This is a genomic window from Acinetobacter sp. PK01 (assembly GCF_022819285.1).
In the GTDB taxonomy this organism is placed as follows: Bacteria; Pseudomonadota; Gammaproteobacteria; order Pseudomonadales; family Moraxellaceae; genus Acinetobacter; species Acinetobacter tandoii.
Map to the genome: position 1 here is coordinate 853629 of NZ_CP094643.1, position 25372 is coordinate 879000.

The window sequence follows — 25372 nt, forward strand, 5'->3', positions numbered from 1 at the left end:
ATATTGTCATCAAAATTGTGATGCCAAGCTTGCACGGGTCGAATTGACCAAGGACAGATTTTTGATGTTTCCCTGAGAATTCAGGGGAATATCACGGTGTTTCATCAATACAGGATTCATCTGCACTGTAAATGCTATACATATTGTTTAGATGAGTTTTGTTTTGAAAAACCGAGCAATTGAATATAGTGCATATTTAAAATGTATGGGCTTATGGGAAAAATTGCATAAATCTCAAGATAGCATTTCCACTTTGAGCCAGAAATCTGTAAAATCTACGCGCATTCGTTAAGCCGTTTTTTAATCAGCGCCAAGCCTTTGGCTGATTCTTTTTGCAAACCAATTTCTTCATTGCATTCTGCTTTTAATTCAATATTTTCGACGCTTATCTGTCTGGTGTAGGCATATAAGCATCATTAGGTGCCAACATGGAAATTAAAGTCAATTATCTCGATAACCTTCGACTCGAAGCTAAATTTGATGACTTTACTGTAATTGCTGACCAACCTATTCGCTACAAAGGCGATGGTTCAGCCCCAGGACCATTCGACTATTTCTTAGCATCTTCAGCGATGTGTGCCGCTTACTTTGTTAAGGTCTATTGCCTTGCACGTAACATTCCAACCGATAACATTCGCTTATCGCAAAATAATATTGTTGATCCTGAAGACCGATATAAACAGATTTTTAAAATCCAAGTTGAGCTACCAGCCGATATTTCAGAAAAAGACCGCCAAGGGATTTTACGTTCGATTGACCGCTGTACAGTAAAGAAAGTGATCCAAACAGGACCTGATTTTGTCATTGAAGAAGTTGAAAGTATTGATGCAGATGCACAAGCGCTTTTAATGCCGAATTTGGCGTCTGAACACTTGACTCATATCACAGGCAAGGACTTACCTTTAGAGGAAACCATTGCCAACATGTCAGGCTTATTGGCGAACTTAGGCATGAAAATTGAAATTGCGTCTTGGCGCAATATTGTGCCAAATGTATGGTCGTTGCATATTCGTGATGCGCATTCTCCAATGTGTTTCTCTAATGGCAAAGGTGCAACGAAAGAAAGTGCTTTAGCTTCAGCCTTGGGCGAGTTTATTGAACGTTTGAACTGTAATTTGTTCTACAATGATCAATTCTGGGGTGAAGAAATAGCCAATGCCGAATTTGTACATTATCCAGATGAAAAATGGTTCCAACCTGGTCCAAACGGTGAATTACCACCAGAGATTCTGGATGAATATTGCAAGGCAATTTATGATCCTGAAAATGAACTTTTAGGCACGCATTTATACGATACCAACTCAGGCAATATCGAGCGTGGTATTTGTTCATTACCTTACGTGCGTCAGTCAGATGGTGAAGTGGTGTACTTCCCAACCAATTTGATTGAAAACTTATATTTAAGTAATGGGATGAGTGCAGGTAACACGCTTGCAGAAGCGCAAGTTCAATGTTTATCCGAGATTTTTGAACGTGCAGTGAAGCGTGAAATCATTGAAGGGGAAATTGCACTTCCAGACGTACCTGCGGATGTACTGGCGCAATATCCGAGCATCATTGAAGGGATTAAAGGCTTAGAAGAGCAAGGGTTCCCAATTTTGGTGAAAGATGCATCATTGGGCGGAAAGTACCCAGTGATGTGTGTCACCTTAATGAATCCACGGACTGGTGGCGTATTTGCTTCGTTTGGTGCTCATCCAAATATGCAAGTGGCGATTGAACGTAGCTTAACTGAATTAATGCAAGGTCGTAGTTTTGAAGGACTAAATGATTTACCACGTCCAACTTTTAGTTCGCAGGCGGTCACAGAACCGAACAACTTTGTAGAACACTTTATCGATTCAAGTGGCTTGGTGTCTTGGCGTTTCTTTAGTGCGAAATCGGATTATGATTTTGTCGATTGGGATTTTAGTGCTGAAGGACATGCGAAAAATGTTGATGAAGCCAAAATCTTGTTTGATATCCTCAAAGATATGGGCAAAGAAGTTTATATGGCTGTTTATGAGCATTTAGGTGCTACAGCCTGCCGTATTTTAGTGCCTGGCTATTCAGAAGTTTATTTGGTTGAAGACTTAATTTGGGACAATACCAATAAGGCGTTGTGGTTCCGCGAAGACACGCTGAATTTACACCGTTTAGATGATGAGCAGCTTGAAGCCTTGGTTGAACGTTTAGAAGAAAGCGAGTTGGATGACTACACCGATATCAAAACCCTGATTGGGATTGAGTTTGATGACAATACGGTTTGGGGACAACTTACGATACTTGAACTCAAGCTGATGATTTATTTGGCTTTACAGCAATTTGAAGAAGCCAAAGACTTGGTTGAAACTTTCTTGCAATACAACACCAATACAGTGGAACGAGGTTTATTCTACCAATGTTTAAATGTTGTGTTAGAAGTTGAACTCGATGATGAAATGGAACTTGAAGATTATGAAGTCAATTTCCGCCGTATGTTTGGTGATGAACACATGGATGCAGCCGTGGGTTCAGTCGATGGTAGTGTTCGATTCTATGGTTTAACGCCAACCAGTATGAAACTTGAAGGGTTAGATCGTCATCAACGTTTACTTGATAGTTATCAAAAACTACATGCTGCACGTGCCAAATATTCGAATCTTGCCAAAGTCAAATTGTTGGCCTAATTGATTTAATTTGAGTTGCAATAAACCTAATAATTTTAGTCATACCTCTTGAAAAAGGGGTGTGACTTTTTCTTGCTGTCATTATTAAAAATGGTCTTATTTAAGCACCAAGATTTGTATATGAATGGCTGACTTTTAAACGCAGCATATAAAAAATTATTCAAAATTTTGGGCTATTTTGAGTTTTAAAAAACCATAATTTTCTAAGTGATCCATGTCAGAAGTTCTCCTGATAAGCGAAGCCAAATGCAGGGTAACTTTTTCCTTTGTTTTGTAAATATTGCTTATTTTGATCAAAAAAAGAACATTTGAAAGTTGAATTGTATATTAAAAAATTAGAACTTTATCTCCTTTGTTTTCATAAAATTTATATGAGTTTTTAAAATTTAGTCAAAATATATTTTTAAAAAATATATAAAAATAAATATATTTAAATTTTTTGTTGCTGATATTTGAAGTGAAAAATTTCATCTGATTACGTTAAATTCTTAGAACTATTTATTAAATAAATGTTCACTATCATTTATTTGTATTTTATTATTTTGCGATACATTTTGATACAACTCTAAGCGCAATGGAACGCTAGACAATTATTTGATGATTATGAATCGAACGTTTCCTAACCATCAAACAATTGGAGAAACAACAATGCAACTGGAAAATAAAAATTGTAAGAAACGTATCGTAATTGTCGGTGGTGGAGCAGGTGGGCTCGAACTCGCGACGCGTTTAGGGAACCGTTTAGGTAAAAAAAATAAAGCCGAAATTATCTTGGTCGATGCAACTTTAACCCACATTTGGAAACCGCTTTTACATGAAGTGGCTTCAGGAACATTGAATTCGCATGATGATGAATTGAATTACTTTGCACATGCCAATAAAAATCATTTTGAGTTCTTTTTGGGGAAAATGATTAATATTGATCGCACCGAAAAAAAGATTCAACTTGCGGAATTAAGCTCTCATCTAGGTGAGAAAATTGCACCATGTCGTTCTATTGCTTACGATATTTTAGTTGTTTCAGTAGGATCAACTTCAAATGACTTTAATACCGAAGGCGCAAAAGAACATTGTGTGTGTCTGGATTCGCGTGCTCAGGCAGATTATTTACAGAAAGAGTTTTTAAATCTATATCTCCAAGCTCAAGCCAATACCCTAATTGAAGATACGCAGCGTAGCTTACTGAATATTGCGATTATTGGTGCAGGTGCAACAGGGGTTGAATTGGCAGCGGAATTGCATTTCGCGGCACATCAATTTTGTAAATATGGTTTAGACAGTATTCAACCCGATAATGTGTGTATTACCTTAATTGAGGCGGCTGATCGAGTATTGCCAGTGCTGAACTCTAAAATATCAAGTTTGGCTGAAGCAGAATTAGTCAACATGGGTATTCAGGTCAGAACCAAAAGTCGAGTACAAAAAATTGATGAAACACATATTTATTTTGATGATGGAACGCAATTAGCTGCTGACTTAAAGGTCTGGTCTGCAGGAATTAAAGCCCCAGATTTTCTCAATAACATTGCAGAATTAGAAACCAATCGTATTAATCAACTCATCGTTAAGCCGACTTTGCAAACGACACGAGATGATTCAATTTTTGCAATGGGGGATTGCGCGAGCTATACACCAAAAGGCAAGGAGCGTCCTTTAGCACCGCGTGCTCAAGTCGCCAATCAACAGGCAATTTTTTTGGAAAAAGCCTTAGCGGCTTATATCACTGGTCAACCACTTCCAGAATTTGTCTTTAAGGATAAAGGCTCACTCGTGTCTTTAAGTGACCGTAATAGTGTTGGACATGTTATGGGCAATATCAATATTGAAGGGTTTGTTGCTCGTTTAATGTATATGTCACTATATCGATTTCATCAGATCGCTTTGCATGGATTATTTAAAACCAGCATTCTGATGTTAAAGGATGTTTTATCTAAGTCGGCTAGACCACAATTAAAAATGCATTGATATTTCACAGATAAATTTAGTTTATTGATATAAAACGGTATAGCGATTAGCTCAAATTTGAGCTAATCGCTACTCTGTTATTGGGTTAATGATCAGGTTGAATTTGAGCTTATTTTGTTCTTATGCAAATTTTCTTGAAATTCATGATCATTGTGCGTGCTTTAATTCAATAATTTTCATGTTTTATACCGTCTAGGGACGCATAAGAGTTTCAAGTTATGATTTCGACAGAATTGTAGTCTGCAGCTATCCTTACTTATGCCATGTCGTAAAATGCTAAATCAATGTCGTCTAATGCGAAGTTGTCACCCTAGCTATGTTGTAGTTTGAGTACATGCTTCTTTAAGCACCGAATAAGAATACGACACGGATAGTAAAATGACGATGAATAAAGCAATCAGGTTCTATGAAACAGGAACCCCTGAAGTAATGCGTTACGAGGATATAATAGTCGGTGAGCCGGATACTGGGCAAGTAAGACTGCGACATGTAGCTGTTGGTTTGAACTATGCTGATACTTATTTTCGTGATGGTACTTATCAGATTCCTTTAGCCAATGGTATGGGGGTAGAAGCTGCAGGCGTAATTGAAGCTGTGGGTGAGGGTGTGACCGACTTTAAAGTCGGGGAACGTGTAACTTACACAGGGTTTTTAAATACCTTAGGTGCATATAGTACGGCACGTTTAATTGCAGCAAATGTTTTAATCAAATTACCAGAAGAAATTTCCTGCGAGACAGCAGCTGCAATGACCATGCGCGGTTTAACTGCTAGTTATTTAATGCGTCGAATTTATGACTTTAAGGCAGGAGATACAATTTTATTACACGCTGCGGCAGGTGGTGTGGGTTTGATTGTGGCGCAGTGGGCAAAGTTACTCGGTTTAACCGTTATTGGCACAACCTCTTCGGATGCAAAAGCTGCGATTGCCAAAGCACACGGGTGTGATCATGTAATTAACTATAGCCATGAAAATGTTGCAGAGCGTGTACGTGAGTTAACCAACGGTGTTGGTGTTAATGTCGTTTTTGACAGTGTAGGTAAAGACACCTTTATGTCGTCTTTAGACTCGTTAAAACGTCGTGGTTTAATGGTGTGCGTTGGTACGGCATCAGGGCCGATTCCAGACTTCAACCCAGTTTTGCTGGCAATAAAAGGCTCATTATATATTACCCGTCCAGCACTCGCAGACTACATTGCCGACCCAGTGGAGAAACAAGCTTTAGCTAATGAACTGTTTGATCATGTCGCAAGTGGTCGAATCAAAATTGAAATTAATCAACGTTATGAACTGAAAGACGCAGTACAGGCACATCGTGATTTGGAATCACGTAAAACCACAGGTTCTTCTATTTTTGTAATTTGAAAAGGATTTCATATGCAAATTGAACAATTAAGCTGCCATATTGGCGCAGAACTAAGCGGGATAAATCTGGCAGATGCAATTCATGATGATGGTCTGTTCTCTGAAATTCGCGCTCATCTTTTAAAACATCGTGTTTTGTTCTTAAGAGATCAAAATCTAACTCGTGCTGAGCATGTGGCATTTGCAGAGCGTTTTGGACAGTTGGAAGACCATCCTGCGGTGGGAAGTCACCCAGAGCATCCGGGGTTGGTGCAAATTTATAAAAGTCCAGAAAGTCCAATTGATCGCTATGAAAACGCGTGGCATAGCGATGCCAGTTGGCGCAAAGTTCCACCAATGGGTTGTGTCCTGCGTTGTATTGAGTGTCCTCCAGTTGGTGGCGACACCATGTGGACGAATATGGTGATGGCGTATGAAAATTTACCAAATGATGTTAAGGCCAAAATTGCCAATTTACGCGCTTACCACAGTATAGAAGCTAGCTTTGGTGCAGCGATGCCGATTGAAAAACGGTTAGCTCTGAAACAACAGTTTCCAGATGCAGAGCATCCTGTGGTTCGTACCCATCCAGAAACAGGCGAAAAAATTCTGTACGTGAATGCATTTACGACGCACTTCAGTAATTTTCATACCAAAGATATGGTGCGTTTTGGACAAGATGCCAATCCGGGTGCTGCTGATCTAATGCGTTATTTAATTTCACAGGCTTATATTCCAGAGTACCAAGTTCGCTGGCGTTGGAAGCCAAACAGTATTGCCATTTGGGATAATCGTAGCACACAGCATTATGCAGTCATGGACTATCCTGCATGTCACCGCAAAATGGAACGCGCGGGCATTATTGGTAATGCCACTTACTAAGTTTAAGAATTAAAACATTTTACTCAATTCACAATTTGAACACTATACGAGGAGATGCATATGCAATTCTTTGATGATTCTTTGCACCCAGAAAATATGGAAAAAGTGGTTATTACGGTTGCACCTTACGGCCCAGAGTGGATGCCAGAGGATTTTCCAGAAGATATTCCGGTAACCATGGATGAGCAAATCCAAAAAGCTGTGGAGTGTTATGAAGCAGGTGCATCGGTACTACATTTGCACGTGCGTGAACTTGATGGCAAAGGCTCAAAACGCTTATCTAAGTTTAATGAACTGATTGCAGGTGTGCGTGAAGCTGTACCTGACATGATTATTCAGGTCGGTGGTTCAATTTCATTTGCACCTGAAAGTGAAGGTGAAGCTGCCCTTTGGCTTAGTGATGATACGCGCCATATGCTCGCAGAACTGACCCCAAAGCCAGATCAGGTGACGGTTGCAGTGAACACTACGCAAATGAATATTATGGAACTTCTGTATCCTGAATATTTGAAAGGTACATCACTTGAACATCCTGCCATTCAAGAAGCATATGCCGAAATGACTGTACCCGCAGGACCGGCATGGTTAACTGAGCACTTAAAGCGTTTGTGTAAAAATGGCATTCAGCCGCACTTTCAATTAACTGGTATGCATGGTTTAGAAACCTTGGAACGGATGGTGCGTAAAGGTTTATACATGGGGCCATTGAATCTGACATGGATTGGTATTGGTGGCGGTTTTGATGGTCCAAATCCATTTAACTTCTTTAACTTTATTCACCGTGTCCCAGATGGCTGTACTTTGACCTCAGAATCATTGCTTAAAAACGTTTTGCCATTTAACACCATGTCTATGGCGATGGGTTTGCATGCGCGTGTAGGTAATGAGGACACAATTATCGATCATCGTGGTGAGCGTTTTAGTTCTGTGCAGCAAATTCAACAAACTGTTCGTATTGCGCATGAGCTTGGTCGTGAAGTAGCAAATGGCAAAGAGGCACGTGAGATTTATCGCATAGGCGTGCAATACAACAGTATTGAAGAGACCTTACTCGCCAATGGTATGGCACCGAACCGAAAAGTAGGTCAAAAAGGGGTTCCTCAACGTACTGGTGAAATTATATTTGACCAAACGTCATATGACATAAATCGTAAAGTTGGTTAATGGCTAACGTATCAAACGAACGCAACAGCAGCCGAGTCAAATGGAATGTTGGTTTGGCTAAGATACTAAGTTGATTGTGCGGCGGATCAGGCACAATTTTTATGAAGAATGAGAATTAGAAAGTATAAGAAACACAAGGAGGTCGTATGGGTGCACATCAGTATGCCAGTTCTACAGATGGCTTAGATACATCAGTCGACATACCACGTAAGTATGCGTGGTTAGTTTTTGCTTTAACTTTTGGTTTGCTTATTTCGGACTATATGTCGCGCCAAGTGCTTAATGCGGTTTTTCCTTTAATTAAAAATGAATGGGCCTTGTCAGATAGTCAGCTCGGCTTATTAAGTGGCATCGTCGCTTTAATGGTTGGATTGTTAACATTACCTTTATCAATATTGGCTGACCGTTTCGGCAAAATTAAAAGTCTCACTTTTATGGCTGTGTTATGGAGTTTGGCAACGCTTGGTTGTGCAATTGCGGAAAATTACCAACAGATGTTTATCGCCCGTTTTATGGTGGGTGTCGGTGAAGCAGCTTATGGCAGTGTAGGGATTGCGGTAGTCGTAGCCGTCTTTCCCCGTGAAATGCGTGCAACATTAGCCAGTGCATTTATGGCAGGTGGAGTGTTTGGTTCCTTCTTGGGCATGGCTTTAGGTGGTGTTATGGCTGAACACTATGGTTGGCGTTGGGCATTTGGTGGCATGGCGGTGTTTGGGTTGTGTTTAGCACTTTTATACCCAATGGTCGTCAAAGAGAAAAAGATAGGAATTCAGTCCCGTAAGATTAAGTCTGAAGCCAAACCTGATCAATTTAAACAACCACTAAAATCTATTTATTCCAGCCGTTCTGTGCTTGCAACCTATATTGGCAGCGGTTTGCAGTTATTTGTTGGGGGCACAGTCATCGTTTGGTTGCCGAGTTACCTCAATCGATTTTATGGCATGAGTACAGATAGAGCAGGTGTTATCGCTGCGGTGATTGTGCTGAGTAGTGCAATTGGCACCATTCTTTGTGGAATGTTGTGTGATCGTTTGGGGCGTAATCGACCTGATCGCAAAGTGAGTCTAGCAATCGCATTTTGTTTGATTGGTTGTGTTCTGTTGTCAATTGCCTTTGGGATGCCTGCTGGAAATGGGCAACTGCTCATGATCTGTATTGGGATGTTTATTGCACTTGGAACCAATGGTCCTTCTAGTGCGATGGTCGCAAACCTGACCCATAATTCTGTACATAGCACAGCATTTGCAACCTTAACTTTAGCCAATAATTTTCTTGGTTTGGCTTTAGGTCCTTTGGTTATTGGAAAGATATCGGATGTGATTGGCTTGCACAGTGCCTTTCAACTTATGCCTTTAATGAGCATCGCTGCGGCAGCCGTATTTTTCTATGCTAAACGTCACTATCTTCGAGACATCACTCGTTTTGAAGCACAAACCAAATTGGAACCGACTCAGTTATTTAATACAGGTGATCGCTGATGTCTCGTTTGATTCATATTGATGTGTATTTTGATTTTATTTGCCCTTGGTGTCTGATTGGCAAACGGCAATTAGAAGTGGCCATTCAATTGCTGCAACAGAGCGATCCTGATGTAGAAGTCAAATTGCAATGGAAAGGCGTACAGTTATTAACTGAAATTCCAGAAGAAGGTGTTCCTTTTCAAGCTTTCTATTTAAAAAGATTAGGGAGTATTACCGCAGTTCGAATGCGTCAGAATCAAGTACGTCAAGCTGCAAAAGCTGTTTGCTTAGAGATAAATTTTGATCGTATTCAACGTATGCCGAATACAAGAAAAGCTCATCAGTTAATTAAGCATATCGAAACTAAGGGCGATCTGATGTTACGGAATCGGCTATTAGAAGGAATATTTTCAGCCTATTTCTTGCATTCAGAAGATATTGGGGATGTAACAGTTCTAAAGAGGATTGCAGCCTATTTAGGAGTCCCTGAAGAAGAATTGAACAATATAAGTAATACAACAACGACACCATTTTTGTCGGCAAATACAGGAGGAAAGGGCGTGCCATATTTTGTATTTGATAAAAGTTTTGCGATTGCAGGGGCTCAATCAGCAGATGTGCTTTATCAGGCAATGCTTGAGGTTCTTGCTACACAAGGACAAGCCGTATGACAGTTCGTTTTGAAGTACCACAAGAAAAAATTCCTAAGCTAGGTGAACGAGCCTTTTTAATCATAGGGAATAAGGCATTGGCATTATTTAACATTGCAGCTCAATTTTATGCCATTGATGATCGATGTCCACATCAAGGAGCTTCATTATTTGGAGGGAAATTAGACGGGCGTGTAATTCAGTGCTGTGCACATGGTTTGCGTTTTGATTTAGCTAATGGATGTTTGATCAATTCAACACAACTAAAAGTTGCCTCATACCCTGTAGAAGTCATTGGCGAACAAGTATTTATTAAGTTGAATGCTGGAGAATAGTGTGAGTAATTTGAGTCAACTTGATTATATGCAACAAATTGGTCTGCATCAAAAAATCCGAGAACTCACACCAGGGTTCACGGTCAGTTTAGTAGCCGCTGCAGCAGCAAGCTTTCTTTCGGAACATTATGGCGCACCTGTAATGTTGTTCGCGTTATTGCTAGGTATGGGATTGAATTTTCTGGCTGTGGAAGGAAAGTGTAAAGCAGGCATAGAATTTACTGCCAAAACAGTCATGCGGGTCGGTATTGCTTTGCTTGGTATGCGGATTACATTAGGACAAATTACAGCATTAGGTTGGCAACCGGTGGCATTGGTGATCATACTCATAATTGTGACGATTTCCGTATCTATATTCGTTGCGAAATGGATCGGTTTTCAGAAACTATTTGGTATGTTGACGGGAGGAGCCACCGCGATTTGTGGTGCGTCAGCGGCACTCGCAATTTCTGTTGCATTACCAAATCATCCCAATAAGGAAAAAGCGACATTATTTACAGTCATTGGTGTATCTGCACTGTCTACTTTGGCAATGATTGTATATCCAATGATTGCCCACTGGCTGGCTTTATCTCCAAAAGAAGCAGGTATTTTCTTAGGGGCAACTATTCATGATGTCGCTCAAGTGGTGGGTGCAGGTTATAGTATGTCCGCGGAAACGGGTGATACCGCAACTGTAGTTAAGCTTATGCGGGTGGCTATGTTGTTACCTGTTATTGTTTGTGCTGCCACGATTACACGTATGCAAGGTGTCTCATCAGATGGAAAGCGACCACCTTTATTACCATGGTTTGCTGTGGGATTCCTAATTCTTGCTTGTGTTAATAGTTCTGGTTGGGTTCCAGTTATGGTGCAAGGTGGTATTAATGAGTTATCTCGTTGGTGCTTGATTATTTCAATTAGTGCTTTGGGTATGAAAACACAACTGAAAGAACTCGCAACGGTGGGTATTAAGCCGATCCTTTTAATGATATGTGAGAGTGTTTTCCTTGTTTTGCTGGTCTTAACCATAATGCATTGGCTGTTCTAATCTCTTTTATCAAGGTTATGGATAGAGGTTTCATGGTTTCAAATGTTTGTTCTGTGAAACTTCATCTCAGCATCCTTTACTTAATAGAAGGGTTTTGTTGATTACGCCATATTGTTGGTGAAACACCAAATTGGCTAATAAACCAACGAGTAAATGAGCTCGGTACAGAATAGCCCAAAATGTCGGAAACTTGAGCCAGTGAGTAATTTAAGTTATTCAAATAACGAACCACTAGTGTGCGACGTACATCGTTGATTAAAATGCTAAAGCTAGTTTCAGCAGTTTCTAATTTACGTTGCAGTGTACGTACATTCACGCCGTGTGTTTGAGCAACTTGTTCAATGGTCGCACGTCCCATAGGTAAAAGAACATAGATACTTTTACGAACTTCAAAAACAGTTGAAGATTCATTTTCATGTTGCAATATATCAATATCGAGATAACGTCGGGCATGATCTGCCATTGCAATATTGGCTTGTGGGTTTGCTTTATCCAATTCAGAAGATGTACAAACAATGCCATTAAACTCACTACCAAATTCGAGTAAACAACCAAAGACCCGTTGATGAATGTTTAAATTCTGCGGAGCATCATGTGTGAAGTGTATACTGAGTGGGCGCCATTTCTGTGATAATAAAGCAGCACAAAAGCGGTGTGTGATTCCTAGAGCGAGTTCAATTGCTTGGCGACTATATTGCTGGGTAGCAGAGATCACTTCGATGTGAATAATGACTGTATGGCCAACTTCTTCAATATATATTTCTAAAGCATTATTAATGAGGTTTCGATAGCGAACAATTGTTTGTAAAGCATCACGCAAGGTTAGCTGATAATTGAGCAATAAGCTTAGTTCCCCAAAATCTGCAATTTGGCGTTGTTCTGCCATATGTAAGCCAAAAGTTTCACAACCACTCTCCTGAGCAGATTGTTCTAAAAGCTGAATGGCTTTGTCTACAGAAATTCGTAATTTTGGATCATTGAGTTGAGTAGGATAAAGCCCGACATTTGACAATAAATGGTAAGGATTGAGGTTTAACTGTTGGCTCACATTCAAATAGTTTTTGAGCATAGCTGTATGCGCGAGAGGAACCACGATCTTTTTCCTTCTGTATTTTAACCATCCTGGTTAGTTTCTAGTTATAACGAAAATATCAGATTTAGCAAAGTATTCGATATTGCTTTTACACCATAGCTTAGACCAAAACCACTCAATTTCTAAAATTGTTAACACCTTATTGTCGTCAAATGAAAAGGCGTTGTCGCGAAATGTATATCGAGCGTTTAACTGAAAACTTATTGTGAATAAGAAATAAAAATAACCATTAGCCTGAAAGAGCAAGGAGCTCAGGGTGTAGAACTATGGAAAAAATATTCACACACGCGATAGTTTTGATTATTCCAGGGTTACGGGATCATGTAGAGGATCATTGGCAAACCATACTGGCATCACGTTTAGGTAAAGTTTATTCAGTACCGCCCGTGGAAACAGAGAAGTTAAATTGCGCAAACCGTGTGGCACGGATTGAGGCGGAACTCAGAAAAATTGAAGGGCCTGTTATTTTGGTGGCGCATAGTGCGGGTGTATTGATGACGATACATTGGGCTGCTTTGTATCAATATAACATTCAGGGTGCACTTCTAGTTACACCACCTGACTTGTCTGAAAGCTGGCCTGATAGTTACCCAAGTCCAGAGACGCTTAAAAAAGAAGGTTGGTGTCCATTACCGAGTCAAAAACTACCTTTTCCTAGCATTGTGGTTGCCAGTACCAATGATCATTTAGCAACATTTCAAGCTGTTGAAGCTATGGCGAAGATATGGGGAAGTCAATTGGTTAATGCAGGGATAGTCGGACACTTGAACCCCGCTTCTGGTTTTGGGTATTGGCCTCTAGCGGAGCAATTGATTTTGCAGCTAGATGCTCTGCAAATTAAAAGTGTTTCTTAGTTTGTAGATGAATTCCAATATCTAAAAATGATTTCGTGTAAATGACTGAACGACTAATTGGTATGACTTAAAGATAAATTCGTACATTTTAAAACAGTCAATTTAAATATCGGGCCAAAGGATGGCTTTACAGAATAAATAGAGATGTGGAGCAAAAATGTTGAATTTAAACAAAAATGCTGCATGGTCAGTCGTGGCAAAGTAAGCCGAATTTTCAGCATTCTTATTGAAATTAATCACAGTATTTAAATTAAATCATATCGATATGGAGATGATATGGTCAGTTATTTTGTGTCTTTGAATGGACAAAATCATCATATTTCACTGATGAAAAAAACGGTTCTTTGTTTAAGTCTGAGCTTGGCTATGTGTGAGGTTTTCGCTGCAAGTTTCGATTTAAATGGGGAATGGAAGCTTGAAAGCAAAACGTCGCTCAGCTATGGGACAAATTGGAGTACTCAAGGTGCTTCTAGTTCACTGGTCTATAAACCTGATGCGAACTACATTGGAAAAGATGGTCATAGCATTGATATTAATGGTGATGACGGTCGCGTGAATTTCAATGAAGGCGATGCAATATCTCAAGTGATCAAAGGCTTGAGTGAGCTCAGCTTAACAGGAAAACAGCAGGGTGCTGTTGTTAGTGCAAAGTATTGGTATGACCATGCCTATGAAACTGGAGAAGGTGACTTAAAAGCCTTTGATGATTCTGCGTGGCCACGACTTGCTAAGTTTAAAGGTATCGACTTGTGGGATGCTTATATCTGGAAAAACTTTGCTTTAGATCAGGGTCAAACGGCGAGTATGAAACTAGGCAAGCAGACTTTGCAGTGGGGCAAATCACAATTCTTCCAAAATGGATTAAACAGTGTAAGTGCTTTTGATTATGCTGCGATGAATCGTCCAGGTGGTGATACTAGAGAGCGTGTGATTCCAACAGAAATGTTTTCTTTTGAAGCAGGCATAAACCCGTATTTAAAGTTTGCTGGTTTCTATCAGTTTAAATTTAGACCCTCTGTGGTCGATGGCTGCGGAACATTCTTTGCTATTTCAGACTTCGTACCTGAAAACTGTGGACCAATTCTGATTACGGTCATGCCAGGTGATAAACTGTCTGATACCGCGTTACAGAACAAATCTTATATTCCGCGGAGTGAAAGTCGATATGCCAAAGACAGTGGACAGTATGGATTTTCTTTAAAACAAACTTTGCCTAAGTTCAATAATGCTGAGCTTGGGTTGTATTTTGCAAATTATCATAGCCGCAATGCTAATTTTGATGGAACCGCTGTAACTGCAGTCGGCCCTACAAATTTTAATACAGCGCAATTTTTCTCAATCTATCCAGAAGATATCAAAATGTATGGACTGAGCTTGGCAGCAAAAGTCGGTACGACATCTGTTTTTAGTGAATTAAGCCACAAACCTAATCAGCCTTTGCAGTTTAATGGTACAGATATTGTTTATGCTCAGGTCTTAGACAAAAATACGCCACTGACGGATAGAGGAACTTCTGCTGAATTTGGACAATATTTACAAGGTTATGTGCGTGCACCTGTAACACAGTTTTCATTTGGTGTCAGTGATAGCTTGAACAATGTATTGGGTGCGAATACCCTGAATTGGGCTACTGAATTGGCCATGAATCATATTGGTGATATTGGTAACTATCGCTTTGGTCGAGTCGGTGCATTTGGACGCAGTGAACTGTCATCTGGTGCTTATAATCCTGAAACCAAGGAAAATCAATGCACGCCTTATGGTACAGCGCATCTATCCAATGATGAAATTGACCATTTAAATAAACGTTTTTGTAACACAGATGGCTTTTTTACCCAATGGTCATATGGATACCGTTTACGTGGCACTCTGACTTATAAAGATGTGCTACCTGCCATGGTTATTACACCAAGTGTGTTGTTTCGCCACGACCTATATGGCTTTAGCCAAAATTTTCAAGAAGGACAAATGAGTTTGACTGCGGCTGTTTCGGCAACGTATCAGCAAAAATATAATGTAGAGTTTGCTTACGTAAACTTTTTTGGTTCCAATAATTTCAGTACTATTGATGATCGAGATTTTGCATCAGTTGCATTTAAAGTTAATTTTTAAGTGTAGGTGATTTTGTTATAGCAATCAGTTTCTCAAGGCGTATTCAGTAATTCAATAGTGTGTTCAATCAAAAAACTCAGCAAACTAGGGGTTCAAATCTATTCCGACAAGGCTATTAAATGTTGTCAGATGAATAAAGTCATATTTTGCTTGTTTTTATCTATGGTGATTGGCTTTGAATTCGATCTTATTAAATCAAATTTGGCTCAAGCAGTTTTCATCATCTAGTGAATGAAATCCATATACATTTGACAATTTTAGATGGATTTACACAATAAGATGGATCTTATTCCACAAACTGTTGCTATTTATATTGATGGAGGAGGTATTCATTTTGTAACAGGATTGTTGTTATGAATTAGCCGAGTGAATGGGCGTTGTGGTACGACGAAATATGCCGATTTGTATTGCTGTGCATTCTCTTTTAAAAATGCACAGTGAACTAGATTTTAATAAAGTTGATAATGCCGTAAAGACTAGGATGTATTTAATATCAAACGATGATATTAATATCAGCGAGTAACCCACTCCACAGTCTTTTGCATGGTTTCTTTCAGCTCGGTTGGAGGGATTTTCCATTGTTGATTTAGTCGATTGAATGCTCCCAGATCAAGCTGCTCAGTTCTGATAAAGTTTAGCATTTCAGGGGACATATCTAATTTTTTTGCTAACCATTGCCACTTTAAAAGCCATGTTAAAAAAGAGATAGAAATAAAATGCCGTGGAGGATTAATTTCTAATGACTGAGCAACGATTTGTACTAAAGTTTGAAGCGATATTTGCTGAGGATTCGCCACTAGAATTTCCTGCTTAACTGTTTCAGGGTCTTCACTAGCATGTACCATAGCATTCACCAACATAGTAACTGATACCAAAGGTAGAGAATGTTGTGGTGTACCAGGAAGAGCACTCATTTTTCTTTGTTGAAGCTGTTGAATTAGAGCAGTAATAGGTTGAGATGCTGGAATTTCCCCCGTTATTTCATCTCCAATCACGGTGGCAGGGTGGATGACTGTCCATGGTATATTTAATAAGTCTGCTTGTTTAATCCAGTTAAAATGCCCTTCAATTTTTGAAGCTTCATAAGCGCCTAGTGCCTCATAAATTTTTGGCCAGTCAGTTTTTTCGATATTTTCTCGGAATATGCCCGCTGCTTTTAAATGTTGATCTAGGGTCAACATAAAGCCTGACAAGTGTACTGCGCGTTCTAAATGGCAATGTTTGTTCACGCTATGAAGCAGATTGGTTAGTCCATCAACATTGACTGCTTTAGCCTGCTGCATAGACAGATGCCATTTGAATAATGCACTAGCATTATATAGATAATTCACTTCTTTCAATGTTTTCCAGTCTTCAGGTGATAACCCTAAATTGGGTAAAGTAATATCACCTTGAATAAAACTCAGCTCTTGATCATTGATATTTTGCTGTGTCAGCCAACGACGCAATTGAGGTTCTTGTTCATTGATATTGCGACATAAAGCAAACACTTTTGCACGATCTCTAAGTAATTGTGCGACAAGGAACTTACCAATAAATCCAGTTGCACCGACTACAAGTGCAGTTTGCGATGACATAAGCATAAAATTAAACTCGATTAATTGTTAATGCTTAAGCTAAACTGTGGAGTATAGTCCACAGTCAAGAGTTTTTTAAAAAATATAAAAGGAAACTGAATATGCTAATCGGCGAGCTATCACAACAAATTAATTTAAGTCGGGACACAATCCGTTTTTATGAAAAGATGGAACTGATTCAGCCTTTGGTACGCAATAATGGCTACAAGGATTATCCTGAACAAACGCTGCAACAACTAAAACTTATCCAGACCGCTAAAAATCTAGGCTTTACACTTGCTGAAATAAAACAAATTATTAATATCGTGGGAGAAAACGAGATTCCCGCTGAGCAATTTCAGCTAATTTTGCGAGAAAAATTAGTGATGATTCAGGAGAAAATGGGACAATTGCAACATATACAAAATATGCTTGAAAATTTGCTAGGGGGCGAACCTTGTCCTTTAAGGAAAGGATGTGAAGTCATCGAATTGAAATAGTACTGAAAAAGACCTAATTTAAAATGGTCTTTTGATATGACTTTTAAAAGAGTAATTGTGTGATGTCATATTTTAAGTTTAAGAAATTTTTATAAAAACAAGCTTATATAAAATTAATAAAAAAGCGCTTATCCTTTGATAAGCGCTTTTTAAATTTTGGAGCGGGAAACGAGACTCGAACTCGCGACCCCAACCTTGGCAAGGTTGTGCTCTACCAACTGAGCTATTCCCGCAATATGGATGTGCATTATAGAGAGTTTAATTTGACTGTCAACTCTCTATAATGCAATTGCTGAATTAATCAGCACGACGCCATACAGTACCTTGGCGTGTATCTTCCAAAACCACACCCTGATCCAATAGTGACTGACGAATGCCGTCAGCTTTTGCGAAATCCTTCGCTTTCTTCGCATCTTGACGTTGTTGAATGAGATCTTCAATGTCTGCTTCAGACAAGCCTAAAGCTTCTTGCCCAATATCTGACTTTAAAAACTCTTCTACGTCATGCTGTACCAGACCTAGAATGTTGGTGAGGTGACGCAACGTTGAATAATAAATTGCTGCTTGTTCAGCATTTTCTTCTTTAACTGAACGATTGAGCTCTTTGTTAATTTCAAACAACACAGCAATTGCTTCGGCGGTATTAAAGTCATCACGCATTGCAGCATTAAAACGTTCAACCAAAGCATCATCTAGTTGTTCAACCACATTGGTGCCGTATATTTGTTGATAGGCTTTGAATGAGTGGTAGAAACGGCTTAATGTAGTTTTTGCTTCTCTTAAAGCCACATCTGAGAAGTTCACTGGGCTACGATAGTGTGAAGACACAATAAAGTAACGAATGACTTCAGGATGGAATTTATCCATTACATCACGAATGGTGAAGAAGTTGCCTAAAGACTTCGACATTTTTTCGCCATCAACGTTAATAAAGCCCACGTGCATCCAATAATTTACATATTGTTCGCCTGTCGATGCTTCACTTTGGGCAATTTCGTTTTCATGGTGAGGGAACATGAGGTCCGAACCACCACCATGAATGTCAAAATGGTTGCCTAAGCAGCATGTTGACATAGCAGAACATTCAATATGCCAACCTGGACGGCCATTGCCCCAAGGCGAAGCCCAAGCAGGCTCATTTTCTTTGGCATGCTTCCAGAGTACGAAGTCGAAAGGATGTTTTTTCTCAACTTCCACATCAACACGTTCTGATGCACCTGCTTGCATATCGTCAAGTTTACGACCTGAAAGACGACCATATTTTGCAAATTTTTCTACTTGGAAATATACATCACCATTATTTGCAGGGTAGGCTGTGCCTTTATTAACCAGATTGCCAATCATGCTTTGCATTTGGTCAATATATTCTGTCGCACGTGGTGCTTCATCGGGGTGTAAACAGCCCAAATTCTCAGCATCTTCATTCATAGCTTGAATAAAGCGGTCGGTAAGCGCAGTAATGCTTTCACCATTTTCGTTGGCGCGTTTAATAATTTTGTCGTCAATATCGGTAATGTTACGAACGTATTTGACGTTCCAGCCCTGACTACGTAAAAAACGAATGATATAGTCGAATGCAACCATTACACGCGCATGTCCAATATGACAGTAGTCGTAGACGGTCATGCCGCAGACATACATGTCGATATGACCTTCTTTACGCGGTACAAATTCTACTTTTTTACGTTGCTCTGAATTGTAAAGAACAAAAGGGTGCATAGGGCTTACATATTGCGATAACAAAAAGATTTCTCATCATAACGTAAGGTCCATGATTCACAAAGTTTTATACGTTATTTTTATAAGTAAGTGAAAACTTATACATTTAGAAACGATGCATTTGCATAGATATGATAAAATTGCGAAAATTATTTTTTACTTGAAACTGGGGTAAGTCATTATTTCCATAATGATGAAATACCCTGAAATCAGCTCTTATCGAGTTTAAGGTTGCTAACGTTGAATTTACAAACCATGCCGAATCCAATCGATTTTCAGAAAGCCGCATTAGAAACTTTGCGCATTGAAGAACAAGCTTTAGGGGTATTAGCAACGCAAATAGATGAGCGTTTCAGTCGTGCCTGTGAAATTATCTTACAGTGCAAAGGGCGCTTAGTGGTAACAGGTATGGGGAAATCAGGGCATATTGGTCGTAAAATGGCAGCGACATTTGCATCAACAGGTACACCTTCATTCTTTATGCACCCAGGTGAAGCGGGGCATGGCGATTTGGGCATGTTGGTTCGTGGAGATGTATTGATTGCAATTTCAAACTCGGGAAAGAGTGATGAAATTATGATGTTAATGCCACTAATCAAACATTTAAAAGTGCCTTTAATTACCATTAGCGGTGATGATACTGGTCCAATGCCGCAAAATGCTGATGTGGCACTCACTTTAGGCAACATTCAAGAAGCTTGCCCATTGGGTCTTGCACCAACATCAAGTACGACTGCCACTTTGGCATTGGGTGATGCTTTAGCTGTAGCTTTATTGGAAGCACGTGGCTTCACGGCGGATGATTTTGCACGTTCGCATCCTGCTGGTGCTTTAGGTAAACGCTTGTTGTTGCATGTAAAACACTTAATGCACACAGGTGAAGAATTACCAAAAGTTGCACCTGAAACGCCAATGAATAAAGTGCTATACGAAATTTCAAATAAACGTTTGGGTTTAACTACCGTTGTCGATTCAGAAAATCGATTATTGGGAATTTTCACTGATGGTGATTTGCGTCGTTTAATTGATAAACAGCAAGGTTTTGATGTCAATCTCCCTGTGTCTGAAGTAATGATTCAAAACCCAGCAACGATTTCGCAAGAAGCACGTGCAGTGCAAGCTTTAGAAAAATTACGCGACAAAAAAATCAATCAATTTGTAGTTGTTGATGATGCCAATAAAGTCATTGGTGTGATTAGCATGCATGACTTAATTCAAGCAGGGGTAAATTAATCCATGGCATCTTATGTTTTATTAGAACAAGCACGTCATATTCAAGCGCTCGTATTAGATGTCGATGGTATTTTAAGTGATGGTTTTGTGACTTTAACCAATTCGGGGGATGAAATTAAATCCTTTGATATTCGTGATGGTTTAGGCATGAAGTTGGTGCAAAAGTCTGGTATGAAAGTGATTATTATTACTGGCCGTAAAAGTAATATTGTAGAAAAGCGTATGTCAGATTTAGGTGTCGACTTAGTTTTTCAAGGGCGTGAAGATAAAGGTGTAGCTTTGCGTGAAGCGTGTGCTCAGCTTAATCTTTCACCAGATGATTGTTTATATATGGGTGATGACTGGCCTGATCTTTCAGCCTTTGCTATTGCAGGGATGAAAGTCACGGTACCGAATGGTCATGTTGAAGTACGTCGTCGCGCTGATTTAGTCACACAGGCGATGGGTGGTCGTGGTGCAGTACGTGAAGTTTGCGACATGCTGTTAATGGCAAAAGGGACTTACCAAGAGCTACTTGAAAAATTTATTACAATCCCGCATTAATGCTTATATACGTACATAATTGTTTTTAGTGAAGAACCACACTTATGGATACCAAAGTTTTATATGTCACGGCGATTGCAATTGCTGCTGTAAGTGGTGGTTATTACTATTACAGTGGTAAAGGGAATAAATTAGAAACTGCATCTGCGCGAAGTATGACGTATTCCGCAGAAAAAATTAATTTAACCCAAACCGATGATGCAGGAAATTTATATATTCGTGCTCAAGTTGATCGACTTGAGCAGGATATGCAAAAACAGACCACTAAACTCGAGAACTTGAATGCTTCAATGTATAAAGATGGCACTGTAGATGCGACATTTTTTGCTAAGCAAGCGAATGGTTATGAAGACAATAAAAAAGTTGTTTTGTCTCAAGAGGTCGTTGCTACCAAGTTATTAGATCAAGGGCAGGGGAAAATGCAGTTTTTAACTGATGAGCTGACGGCATTCCCGCAGACCCGAGTTATAGAAACAAACCGTCAAGTGACCGTGCAATCTCCACAAGCAGAGTTTGTCAGTCAGGGATTGAAAGCCAATTTAAATGATGGTCAATACGAATTTTTTAATATTCGAGGAAAGTATGAACCAAAATCTTAAGTTTCAAGCTTATAAAGCTTTCCTTAAAAAAGCAGTTGTACTCAGTATAGCGATTGTTGCGGCATCTAGTGCTTTTGCAATTCCTTCGGATCGCAATCAACCAATTTCTTTGGTGGCAGACCGTGCGACTTTTAACGAAAAAACTGGGGTAACGACTTACTCTGGCAATGTGATTATTGAACAAGGTACGATGCGTTTACAAGCAAACTCAATTGTTGCCAATCTGAATCAGAAAAAACAGATCAGTTCAATTACTGCCACAGGCGGCCCTGCGCGCTTCCAGCAACAGCTAGATGCCAATAAAGGCTTAGCTAAAGGACAAGCACAAAAAATTGTTTATAATGCGGAAACTGGCATTATCACCATGTCTGGTGGTGCGCTATTAGAACAAGATGGTGCGAGTATTCGTGGTAACACATTAAAATACAGCATGAATAAGGGTGATATTGAAGCGACAGGAACACCAAATAGCACAGGTTCATCGTCTGGTCGTGTACAAATTGTGATTCCGCCTTCAAGTACTAAATCCTTCCCAGGAGCGCGTGATTAATGGATCATGTTGAGACTGCAACACAAACCCTTTGTATTAAGCACCTTGCGAAGAACTATAGTAAACGTTGGGTTGTAAAAGACGTTTCCTTTAGTATGCAAAGTGGGCAAATTGTAGGTTTGCTCGGTCCGAACGGTGCGGGTAAAACCACCAGTTTCTATATGGTGGTTGGACTGGTGCGAATGGATAAAGGCGAGATCCATCTTGATGATTTGGATATGTCAGACCTTGCCATGCATGAACGTGCACGTAAAGGCATTGGTTATTTACCGCAAGAAGCCTCTATTTTTAGAAAATTAACGATTTCTGAAAATATTATGGCAATTTTAGAAACCCGCAAAGATCTAAATAAGCAGCAACGACAACAGCGTTTAACAGAGTTATTGGCAGATTTTAAAATTACCCACATTAAAGACTCGTTGGGCATGAGTGTTTCGGGTGGTGAGCGCCGTCGTGCTGAAATCGCCCGTGCCTTAGCTGCAGATCCTAAATTCATGCTGTTAGATGAGCCATTTGCAGGGGTCGATCCAATTTCTGTAAATGACATTAAAGACATTATTCGTACGCTTAAAGATCGTGGTATTGGTGTACTCATTACCGATCACAATGTACGTGAGACTTTGGCAATTTGTGAACGTGCTTATATTGTGAGTGAAGGTTCCGTGATTGCAGAAGGTACACCACAAGAAATTTTAGAAAATGAAACTGTTCGTCAGGTTTACTTGGGCGAAGATTTCATGGTTTAAGCATAAACGCTGAATAATCTTTAAGATAAAACCTCCATATATATGGAGGTTTTTTATTACCCTTGGTTTAAGTTGCTTGTTGAAACACGTTACAATTATTCTATTCCTGTTAGTTATCTTTGAATATGCCATTCACTATCGCAGCCCAAGTCAGTTATGAAGAAGAAATAAAGAAAAGCCGTTTTCAAGCGATAGCTGTTCCTGTCGAAAATGAAGAAGCTGTAAAAACGTTTCTTGAAGCAAACAAAGATATCACGACGACCCATCAATGTTGGGCATGGAAAATTGGGCATCAGGTTCGCTTTAATGATGATGGTGAACCTTCCGGTACAGCGGGACGCCCTATATTGGCAACGATAGAAGGCAATGAGCTGACGAATGTGCTAGTACTCGTAAACCGCTGGTATGGCGGAATAAAGTTGGGCACAGGTGGTTTGGTACGTGCCTATGGCGGTAGTGCGGGACAATGTTTACTTCTAGCAGAGAAAATTGAATTAATCGAGAAGAAAAAGGCATATTTTGGTTGTCAGTTTTCGGAGTGGTCGATCTTTAAATATGAAATGCAACATCAGGGAATTGATTTTCAAGAGCAATATACTGCGGAGGGAGTTGTTGTCGAGCTACAGTTACAAGTTCACCAAATTCCAGAACTGGCAGATAAAATTCGGGATGTTACTCGTGGTCGTGAACAACTTAAGTTAGTGGAAGAACAGCATGAGTGAACAAGATCCATTACTGAAATATCGTGAGCAACATAAGCACCGACTCAACTACATGCCTTGGCTTTACTGGACTTTAAAGCCGAAACATCGTGCATGGGCGGAACAATGGCAAAATGAATATCAACAATATTTGAGAGAAATGGAAACGGTTGAGATTGGCAAGAACTGTTTTATTTCTCCTTTGGCCCATATTTTTGCGGAGCGAGGACGTACCATCAAGATTGGTGATAATTGTTTTATTGCCGCAGATTGTACCTTGCATGGACCACTGGACATTGGTAATGAAGTTGCCATTAATCATCACTGTATTTTAGATGGTGGGCGAGTCGGGATTAAATTGCATGATCAAGTACGTGTTGCTGCTTACAGTCATCTTTATGCTTTTGACCATGGCATGCAGTTAGATCAACCTATTTACCAGCAACCTGTACGCTCACAAGGAATTGAAATTGGCCGTGATGTTTGGTTGGGGGCGCATGTCGGGGTAAAAGATGGTGTCAAGATAGGGGATCATGCAATTGTTGGAATGCAAAGTATGGTCACAAAAGATGTGGGGGAAAGAGAAGTTGTGGCAGGTAATCCAGCCCGCTTTATTCGTTACCGTGAATAGAATAATTGTATATTTTTCATCAATCTCGGTTACACAAAAGATGCCAACTCATCACTAGATGTGCTAAGTTTAGAGACAACAACTAGACCTATAGTCCCTAGAGACTAATTGAGAGGCGAACAATGAAACGGGTAATAGCGTGTATAGATTCTTCTCCCTGCATCAATGCTGTCGCAGAAGCAGCAGCTTGGATTGCAAAACAAACACAACGCGAACTCGTGTTATTACAAGTGTTGGACTACTATCCTGCCAGTTACCATTTAGGTGAAATTAGCGGAGTCATTGGTTTTGAAAGTAATGCAATGTTACTCAAAGAGCTTGCTGAACTTGAGCAGAAACAAAGCCAACTAGCACTTGATTATAGCAACAACCTACTCAATCATATTTCTGAAATGGTCAAAGATAAATATGGTTTAGATGCGACCCATATTCAGGAAAAAGGTGATTTTCTAGAACAAAGTTTTCATGTACTTAAAGAAGATGATATTGCTGTGATTGGTCGGGTGGGTGAGCGCTCGGCAGAGCGGAATAAACCCATTGGTGGCAATGTTGAAAACTTTATTCGTGGTGTAAGTAGTACTGTACTAACAGTTGGAGAGAAGTTTGTACCGCCGACTCGCTTTATTTTTGCTTATGAATATTCTCCTACCTGTACCAAGATGATGCATCGAATTGCGCAAAGTGATTTATTGCGCTTATTACAATGTCATTTGCTTTATGTTGGAGATCATCCCGAAATTTTAAATGAACCCTCACAGTTCTTAAGAGATGCAGGTTTAGATGTTGTTGTTGAATACCGTTATGGTGATGTTTCAGAAAACATCTTGGAATATCAGCGAGAACATGATATTAAATTAGTGGTTATGGGGGCATTTAGCCACAGCAAGATTCACCAATTCTTTTTAGGAAGTATTACCACCACAATATTCAGAAATTCAACAGTTCCACTCTTGGTTGCAAAATAAGAATTTAGAATGGATTACGTAAATTTATAGTTATCCGCATTAAATGTGGATAACTATATGGACAATATTTGTAAGTACTTGTATTTTAAATT

At 39.6% G+C, this 25372-nt stretch carries 23 protein-coding genes and 1 tRNA gene; 20 read left to right on the forward strand and 4 right to left on the reverse strand.

Annotated features, from left to right (window positions below; genetic code table 11):
- Positions 1-428: 428 nt before the first annotated feature.
- The 9 genes from MP622_RS04110 (at position 429) to MP622_RS04150 (ending at position 11478) form a co-directional block, all read left to right on the forward strand.
- Positions 429-2648, forward strand: coding sequence for an OsmC domain/YcaO domain-containing protein (locus tag MP622_RS04110; protein WP_016166530.1), 2220 nt, complete (start codon positions 429-431; stop codon positions 2646-2648).
- A gap of 648 nt (positions 2649-3296) precedes the next feature.
- Entirely contained in the window at positions 3297-4613 is a 1317-nt protein-coding gene (locus tag MP622_RS04115; RefSeq protein ID WP_243792677.1) for an NAD(P)/FAD-dependent oxidoreductase, read from the forward strand.
- A 378-nt stretch (positions 4614-4991) separates the two neighbouring features.
- Positions 4992-5978, forward strand: coding sequence for a quinone oxidoreductase (locus MP622_RS04120; RefSeq protein ID WP_243792679.1), 987 nt, complete (start codon positions 4992-4994; stop codon positions 5976-5978).
- Positions 5979-5990: 12 nt separating this feature from the next.
- The gene (locus MP622_RS04125) at positions 5991-6839 is read left to right on the forward strand and encodes a TauD/TfdA family dioxygenase (protein ID WP_044740623.1); all 849 of its coding nucleotides are present in this window, start codon (positions 5991-5993) and stop codon (positions 6837-6839) included.
- A 60-nt stretch (positions 6840-6899) separates the two neighbouring features.
- A complete protein-coding gene (locus tag MP622_RS04130) occupies positions 6900-8003 on the forward strand; it encodes a 3-keto-5-aminohexanoate cleavage protein (RefSeq protein WP_044740624.1) in 1104 nt (367 codons plus the stop codon).
- A gap of 146 nt (positions 8004-8149) precedes the next feature.
- The gene (locus MP622_RS04135; RefSeq protein ID WP_044740625.1) at positions 8150-9481 is read left to right on the forward strand and encodes an MFS transporter; all 1332 of its coding nucleotides are present in this window, start codon (positions 8150-8152) and stop codon (positions 9479-9481) included.
- The gene (locus MP622_RS04140; RefSeq protein ID WP_151503952.1) at positions 9481-10134 is read left to right on the forward strand and encodes a DsbA family oxidoreductase; all 654 of its coding nucleotides are present in this window, start codon (positions 9481-9483) and stop codon (positions 10132-10134) included. Before MP622_RS04135 ends, MP622_RS04140 begins: the two co-directional genes overlap by 1 nt.
- On the forward strand, positions 10131-10448 hold the full coding sequence (locus MP622_RS04145) for a Rieske 2Fe-2S domain-containing protein (protein WP_044740627.1): 318 nt from the start codon (positions 10131-10133) through the stop codon (positions 10446-10448). Before MP622_RS04140 ends, MP622_RS04145 begins: the two co-directional genes overlap by 4 nt.
- A gap of 28 nt (positions 10449-10476) precedes the next feature.
- On the forward strand, positions 10477-11478 hold the full coding sequence (locus tag MP622_RS04150; RefSeq protein ID WP_243793447.1) for a YeiH family protein: 1002 nt from the start codon (positions 10477-10479) through the stop codon (positions 11476-11478).
- Positions 11479-11554: 76 nt separating this feature from the next.
- Here the strand turns inward: MP622_RS04150 and MP622_RS04155 are convergent, their stop codons facing one another.
- Positions 11555-12571: an AraC family transcriptional regulator gene (locus tag MP622_RS04155; RefSeq protein WP_016166521.1), complete on the reverse strand. Its 1017-nt coding sequence runs from the start codon at positions 12569-12571 to the stop codon at positions 11555-11557.
- Positions 12572-12837: 266 nt separating this feature from the next.
- On the opposite strand from MP622_RS04155, the gene MP622_RS04160 reads away from it, so the two are divergent.
- Entirely contained in the window at positions 12838-13425 is a 588-nt protein-coding gene (locus MP622_RS04160; protein ID WP_243792681.1) for an alpha/beta hydrolase, read from the forward strand.
- 276 nt (positions 13426-13701) lie between these two features.
- Positions 13702-15537: a DUF1302 domain-containing protein gene (locus tag MP622_RS04165; protein ID WP_243792683.1), complete on the forward strand. Its 1836-nt coding sequence runs from the start codon at positions 13702-13704 to the stop codon at positions 15535-15537.
- 512 nt (positions 15538-16049) lie between these two features.
- On the opposite strand, the gene MP622_RS04170 is transcribed toward MP622_RS04165, so the two are convergent.
- The gene (locus tag MP622_RS04170; RefSeq protein ID WP_243792684.1) at positions 16050-17120 is read right to left on the reverse strand and encodes an SDR family oxidoreductase; all 1071 of its coding nucleotides are present in this window, start codon (positions 17118-17120) and stop codon (positions 16050-16052) included.
- A gap of 95 nt (positions 17121-17215) precedes the next feature.
- On the opposite strand from MP622_RS04170, the gene MP622_RS04175 reads away from it, so the two are divergent.
- Positions 17216-17593, forward strand: a complete 378-nt coding sequence (locus MP622_RS04175) for a MerR family transcriptional regulator (RefSeq protein WP_016166517.1) — start codon at positions 17216-17218, stop codon at positions 17591-17593.
- A 157-nt stretch (positions 17594-17750) separates the two neighbouring features.
- Here the strand turns inward: MP622_RS04175 and MP622_RS04180 are convergent.
- Together MP622_RS04180 and cysS are read right to left on the reverse strand one after the other, a co-directional pair.
- A tRNA-Gly gene (locus MP622_RS04180) sits at positions 17751-17826 on the reverse strand.
- Positions 17827-17890: 64 nt separating this feature from the next.
- Positions 17891-19312 (reverse strand): cysteine--tRNA ligase, encoded by a 1422-nt coding sequence (gene cysS / locus MP622_RS04185; protein ID WP_243792686.1) that lies wholly within the window; start codon positions 19310-19312, stop codon positions 17891-17893.
- Positions 19313-19567: 255 nt separating this feature from the next.
- Here cysS and MP622_RS04190 point away from each other — a divergent pair, with 255 nt between their 5' ends.
- The 8 genes from MP622_RS04190 (at position 19568) to MP622_RS04225 (ending at position 25280) form a co-directional block, all read left to right on the forward strand.
- Positions 19568-20545 (forward strand): KpsF/GutQ family sugar-phosphate isomerase, encoded by a 978-nt coding sequence (locus tag MP622_RS04190; protein ID WP_243793449.1) that lies wholly within the window; start codon positions 19568-19570, stop codon positions 20543-20545.
- A gap of 3 nt (positions 20546-20548) precedes the next feature.
- A complete protein-coding gene (locus MP622_RS04195; protein WP_044737935.1) occupies positions 20549-21088 on the forward strand; it encodes an HAD-IIIA family hydrolase in 540 nt (179 codons plus the stop codon).
- Positions 21089-21132: 44 nt separating this feature from the next.
- Positions 21133-21687 carry an LPS export ABC transporter periplasmic protein LptC gene (gene lptC, locus MP622_RS04200; RefSeq protein WP_243792687.1) on the forward strand — a complete coding sequence of 185 codons (555 nt, stop codon included), beginning with the start codon at positions 21133-21135 and terminating at the stop codon, positions 21685-21687.
- Positions 21671-22237, forward strand: coding sequence for a lipopolysaccharide transport periplasmic protein LptA (lptA, locus tag MP622_RS04205; protein WP_016166512.1), 567 nt, complete (start codon positions 21671-21673; stop codon positions 22235-22237). Before lptC ends, lptA begins: the two co-directional genes overlap by 17 nt.
- Positions 22237-22983: an LPS export ABC transporter ATP-binding protein gene (gene lptB, locus MP622_RS04210; RefSeq protein WP_016166511.1), complete on the forward strand. Its 747-nt coding sequence runs from the start codon at positions 22237-22239 to the stop codon at positions 22981-22983. The genes lptA and lptB overlap by 1 nt, the downstream gene beginning before the upstream one ends.
- Positions 22984-23108: 125 nt before the next feature.
- Positions 23109-23705: a YigZ family protein gene (locus MP622_RS04215; RefSeq protein WP_044737937.1), complete on the forward strand. Its 597-nt coding sequence runs from the start codon at positions 23109-23111 to the stop codon at positions 23703-23705.
- Positions 23698-24315, forward strand: coding sequence for a DapH/DapD/GlmU-related protein (locus MP622_RS04220; RefSeq protein WP_243792688.1), 618 nt, complete (start codon positions 23698-23700; stop codon positions 24313-24315). Before MP622_RS04215 ends, MP622_RS04220 begins: the two co-directional genes overlap by 8 nt.
- Positions 24316-24437: 122 nt before the next feature.
- Positions 24438-25280: a universal stress protein gene (locus tag MP622_RS04225; protein ID WP_044737939.1), complete on the forward strand. Its 843-nt coding sequence runs from the start codon at positions 24438-24440 to the stop codon at positions 25278-25280.
- Positions 25281-25372 lie beyond the last annotated feature (92 nt).

Bases quoted from the DNA above. Each gene is read 5' to 3' on its own strand.
- MP622_RS04110 (WP_016166530.1), top strand. From the start codon at position 429: ATGGAAATTAAAGTCAATTATCTCGATAACCTTCGACTCGAAGCTAAA.
- MP622_RS04115 (WP_243792677.1), top strand. From the start codon at position 3,297: ATGCAACTGGAAAATAAAAATTGTAAGAAACGTATCGTAATTGTCGGT.
- MP622_RS04120 (WP_243792679.1), top strand. From the start codon at position 4,992: ATGACGATGAATAAAGCAATCAGGTTCTATGAAACAGGAACCCCTGAA.
- MP622_RS04125 (WP_044740623.1), top strand. From the start codon at position 5,991: ATGCAAATTGAACAATTAAGCTGCCATATTGGCGCAGAACTAAGCGGG.
- MP622_RS04130 (WP_044740624.1), top strand. From the start codon at position 6,900: ATGCAATTCTTTGATGATTCTTTGCACCCAGAAAATATGGAAAAAGTG.
- MP622_RS04135 (WP_044740625.1), top strand. From the start codon at position 8,150: ATGGGTGCACATCAGTATGCCAGTTCTACAGATGGCTTAGATACATCA.
- MP622_RS04140 (WP_151503952.1), top strand. From the start codon at position 9,481: ATGTCTCGTTTGATTCATATTGATGTGTATTTTGATTTTATTTGCCCT.
- MP622_RS04145 (WP_044740627.1), top strand. From the start codon at position 10,131: ATGACAGTTCGTTTTGAAGTACCACAAGAAAAAATTCCTAAGCTAGGT.
- MP622_RS04150 (WP_243793447.1), top strand. From the start codon at position 10,477: ATGCAACAAATTGGTCTGCATCAAAAAATCCGAGAACTCACACCAGGG.
- MP622_RS04160 (WP_243792681.1), top strand. From the start codon at position 12,838: ATGGAAAAAATATTCACACACGCGATAGTTTTGATTATTCCAGGGTTA.
- MP622_RS04165 (WP_243792683.1), top strand. From the start codon at position 13,702: ATGGTCAGTTATTTTGTGTCTTTGAATGGACAAAATCATCATATTTCA.
- MP622_RS04170 (WP_243792684.1), bottom strand. From the start codon at position 17,120: ATGCTTATGTCATCGCAAACTGCACTTGTAGTCGGTGCAACTGGATTT.
- MP622_RS04175 (WP_016166517.1), top strand. From the start codon at position 17,216: ATGCTAATCGGCGAGCTATCACAACAAATTAATTTAAGTCGGGACACA.
- cysS (WP_243792686.1), bottom strand. From the start codon at position 19,312: ATGCACCCTTTTGTTCTTTACAATTCAGAGCAACGTAAAAAAGTAGAA.
- MP622_RS04190 (WP_243793449.1), top strand. From the start codon at position 19,568: ATGCCGAATCCAATCGATTTTCAGAAAGCCGCATTAGAAACTTTGCGC.
- MP622_RS04195 (WP_044737935.1), top strand. From the start codon at position 20,549: ATGGCATCTTATGTTTTATTAGAACAAGCACGTCATATTCAAGCGCTC.
- lptC (WP_243792687.1), top strand. From the start codon at position 21,133: ATGGATACCAAAGTTTTATATGTCACGGCGATTGCAATTGCTGCTGTA.
- lptA (WP_016166512.1), top strand. From the start codon at position 21,671: ATGAACCAAAATCTTAAGTTTCAAGCTTATAAAGCTTTCCTTAAAAAA.
- lptB (WP_016166511.1), top strand. From the start codon at position 22,237: ATGGATCATGTTGAGACTGCAACACAAACCCTTTGTATTAAGCACCTT.
- MP622_RS04215 (WP_044737937.1), top strand. From the start codon at position 23,109: ATGCCATTCACTATCGCAGCCCAAGTCAGTTATGAAGAAGAAATAAAG.
- MP622_RS04220 (WP_243792688.1), top strand. From the start codon at position 23,698: ATGAGTGAACAAGATCCATTACTGAAATATCGTGAGCAACATAAGCAC.
- MP622_RS04225 (WP_044737939.1), top strand. From the start codon at position 24,438: ATGAAACGGGTAATAGCGTGTATAGATTCTTCTCCCTGCATCAATGCT.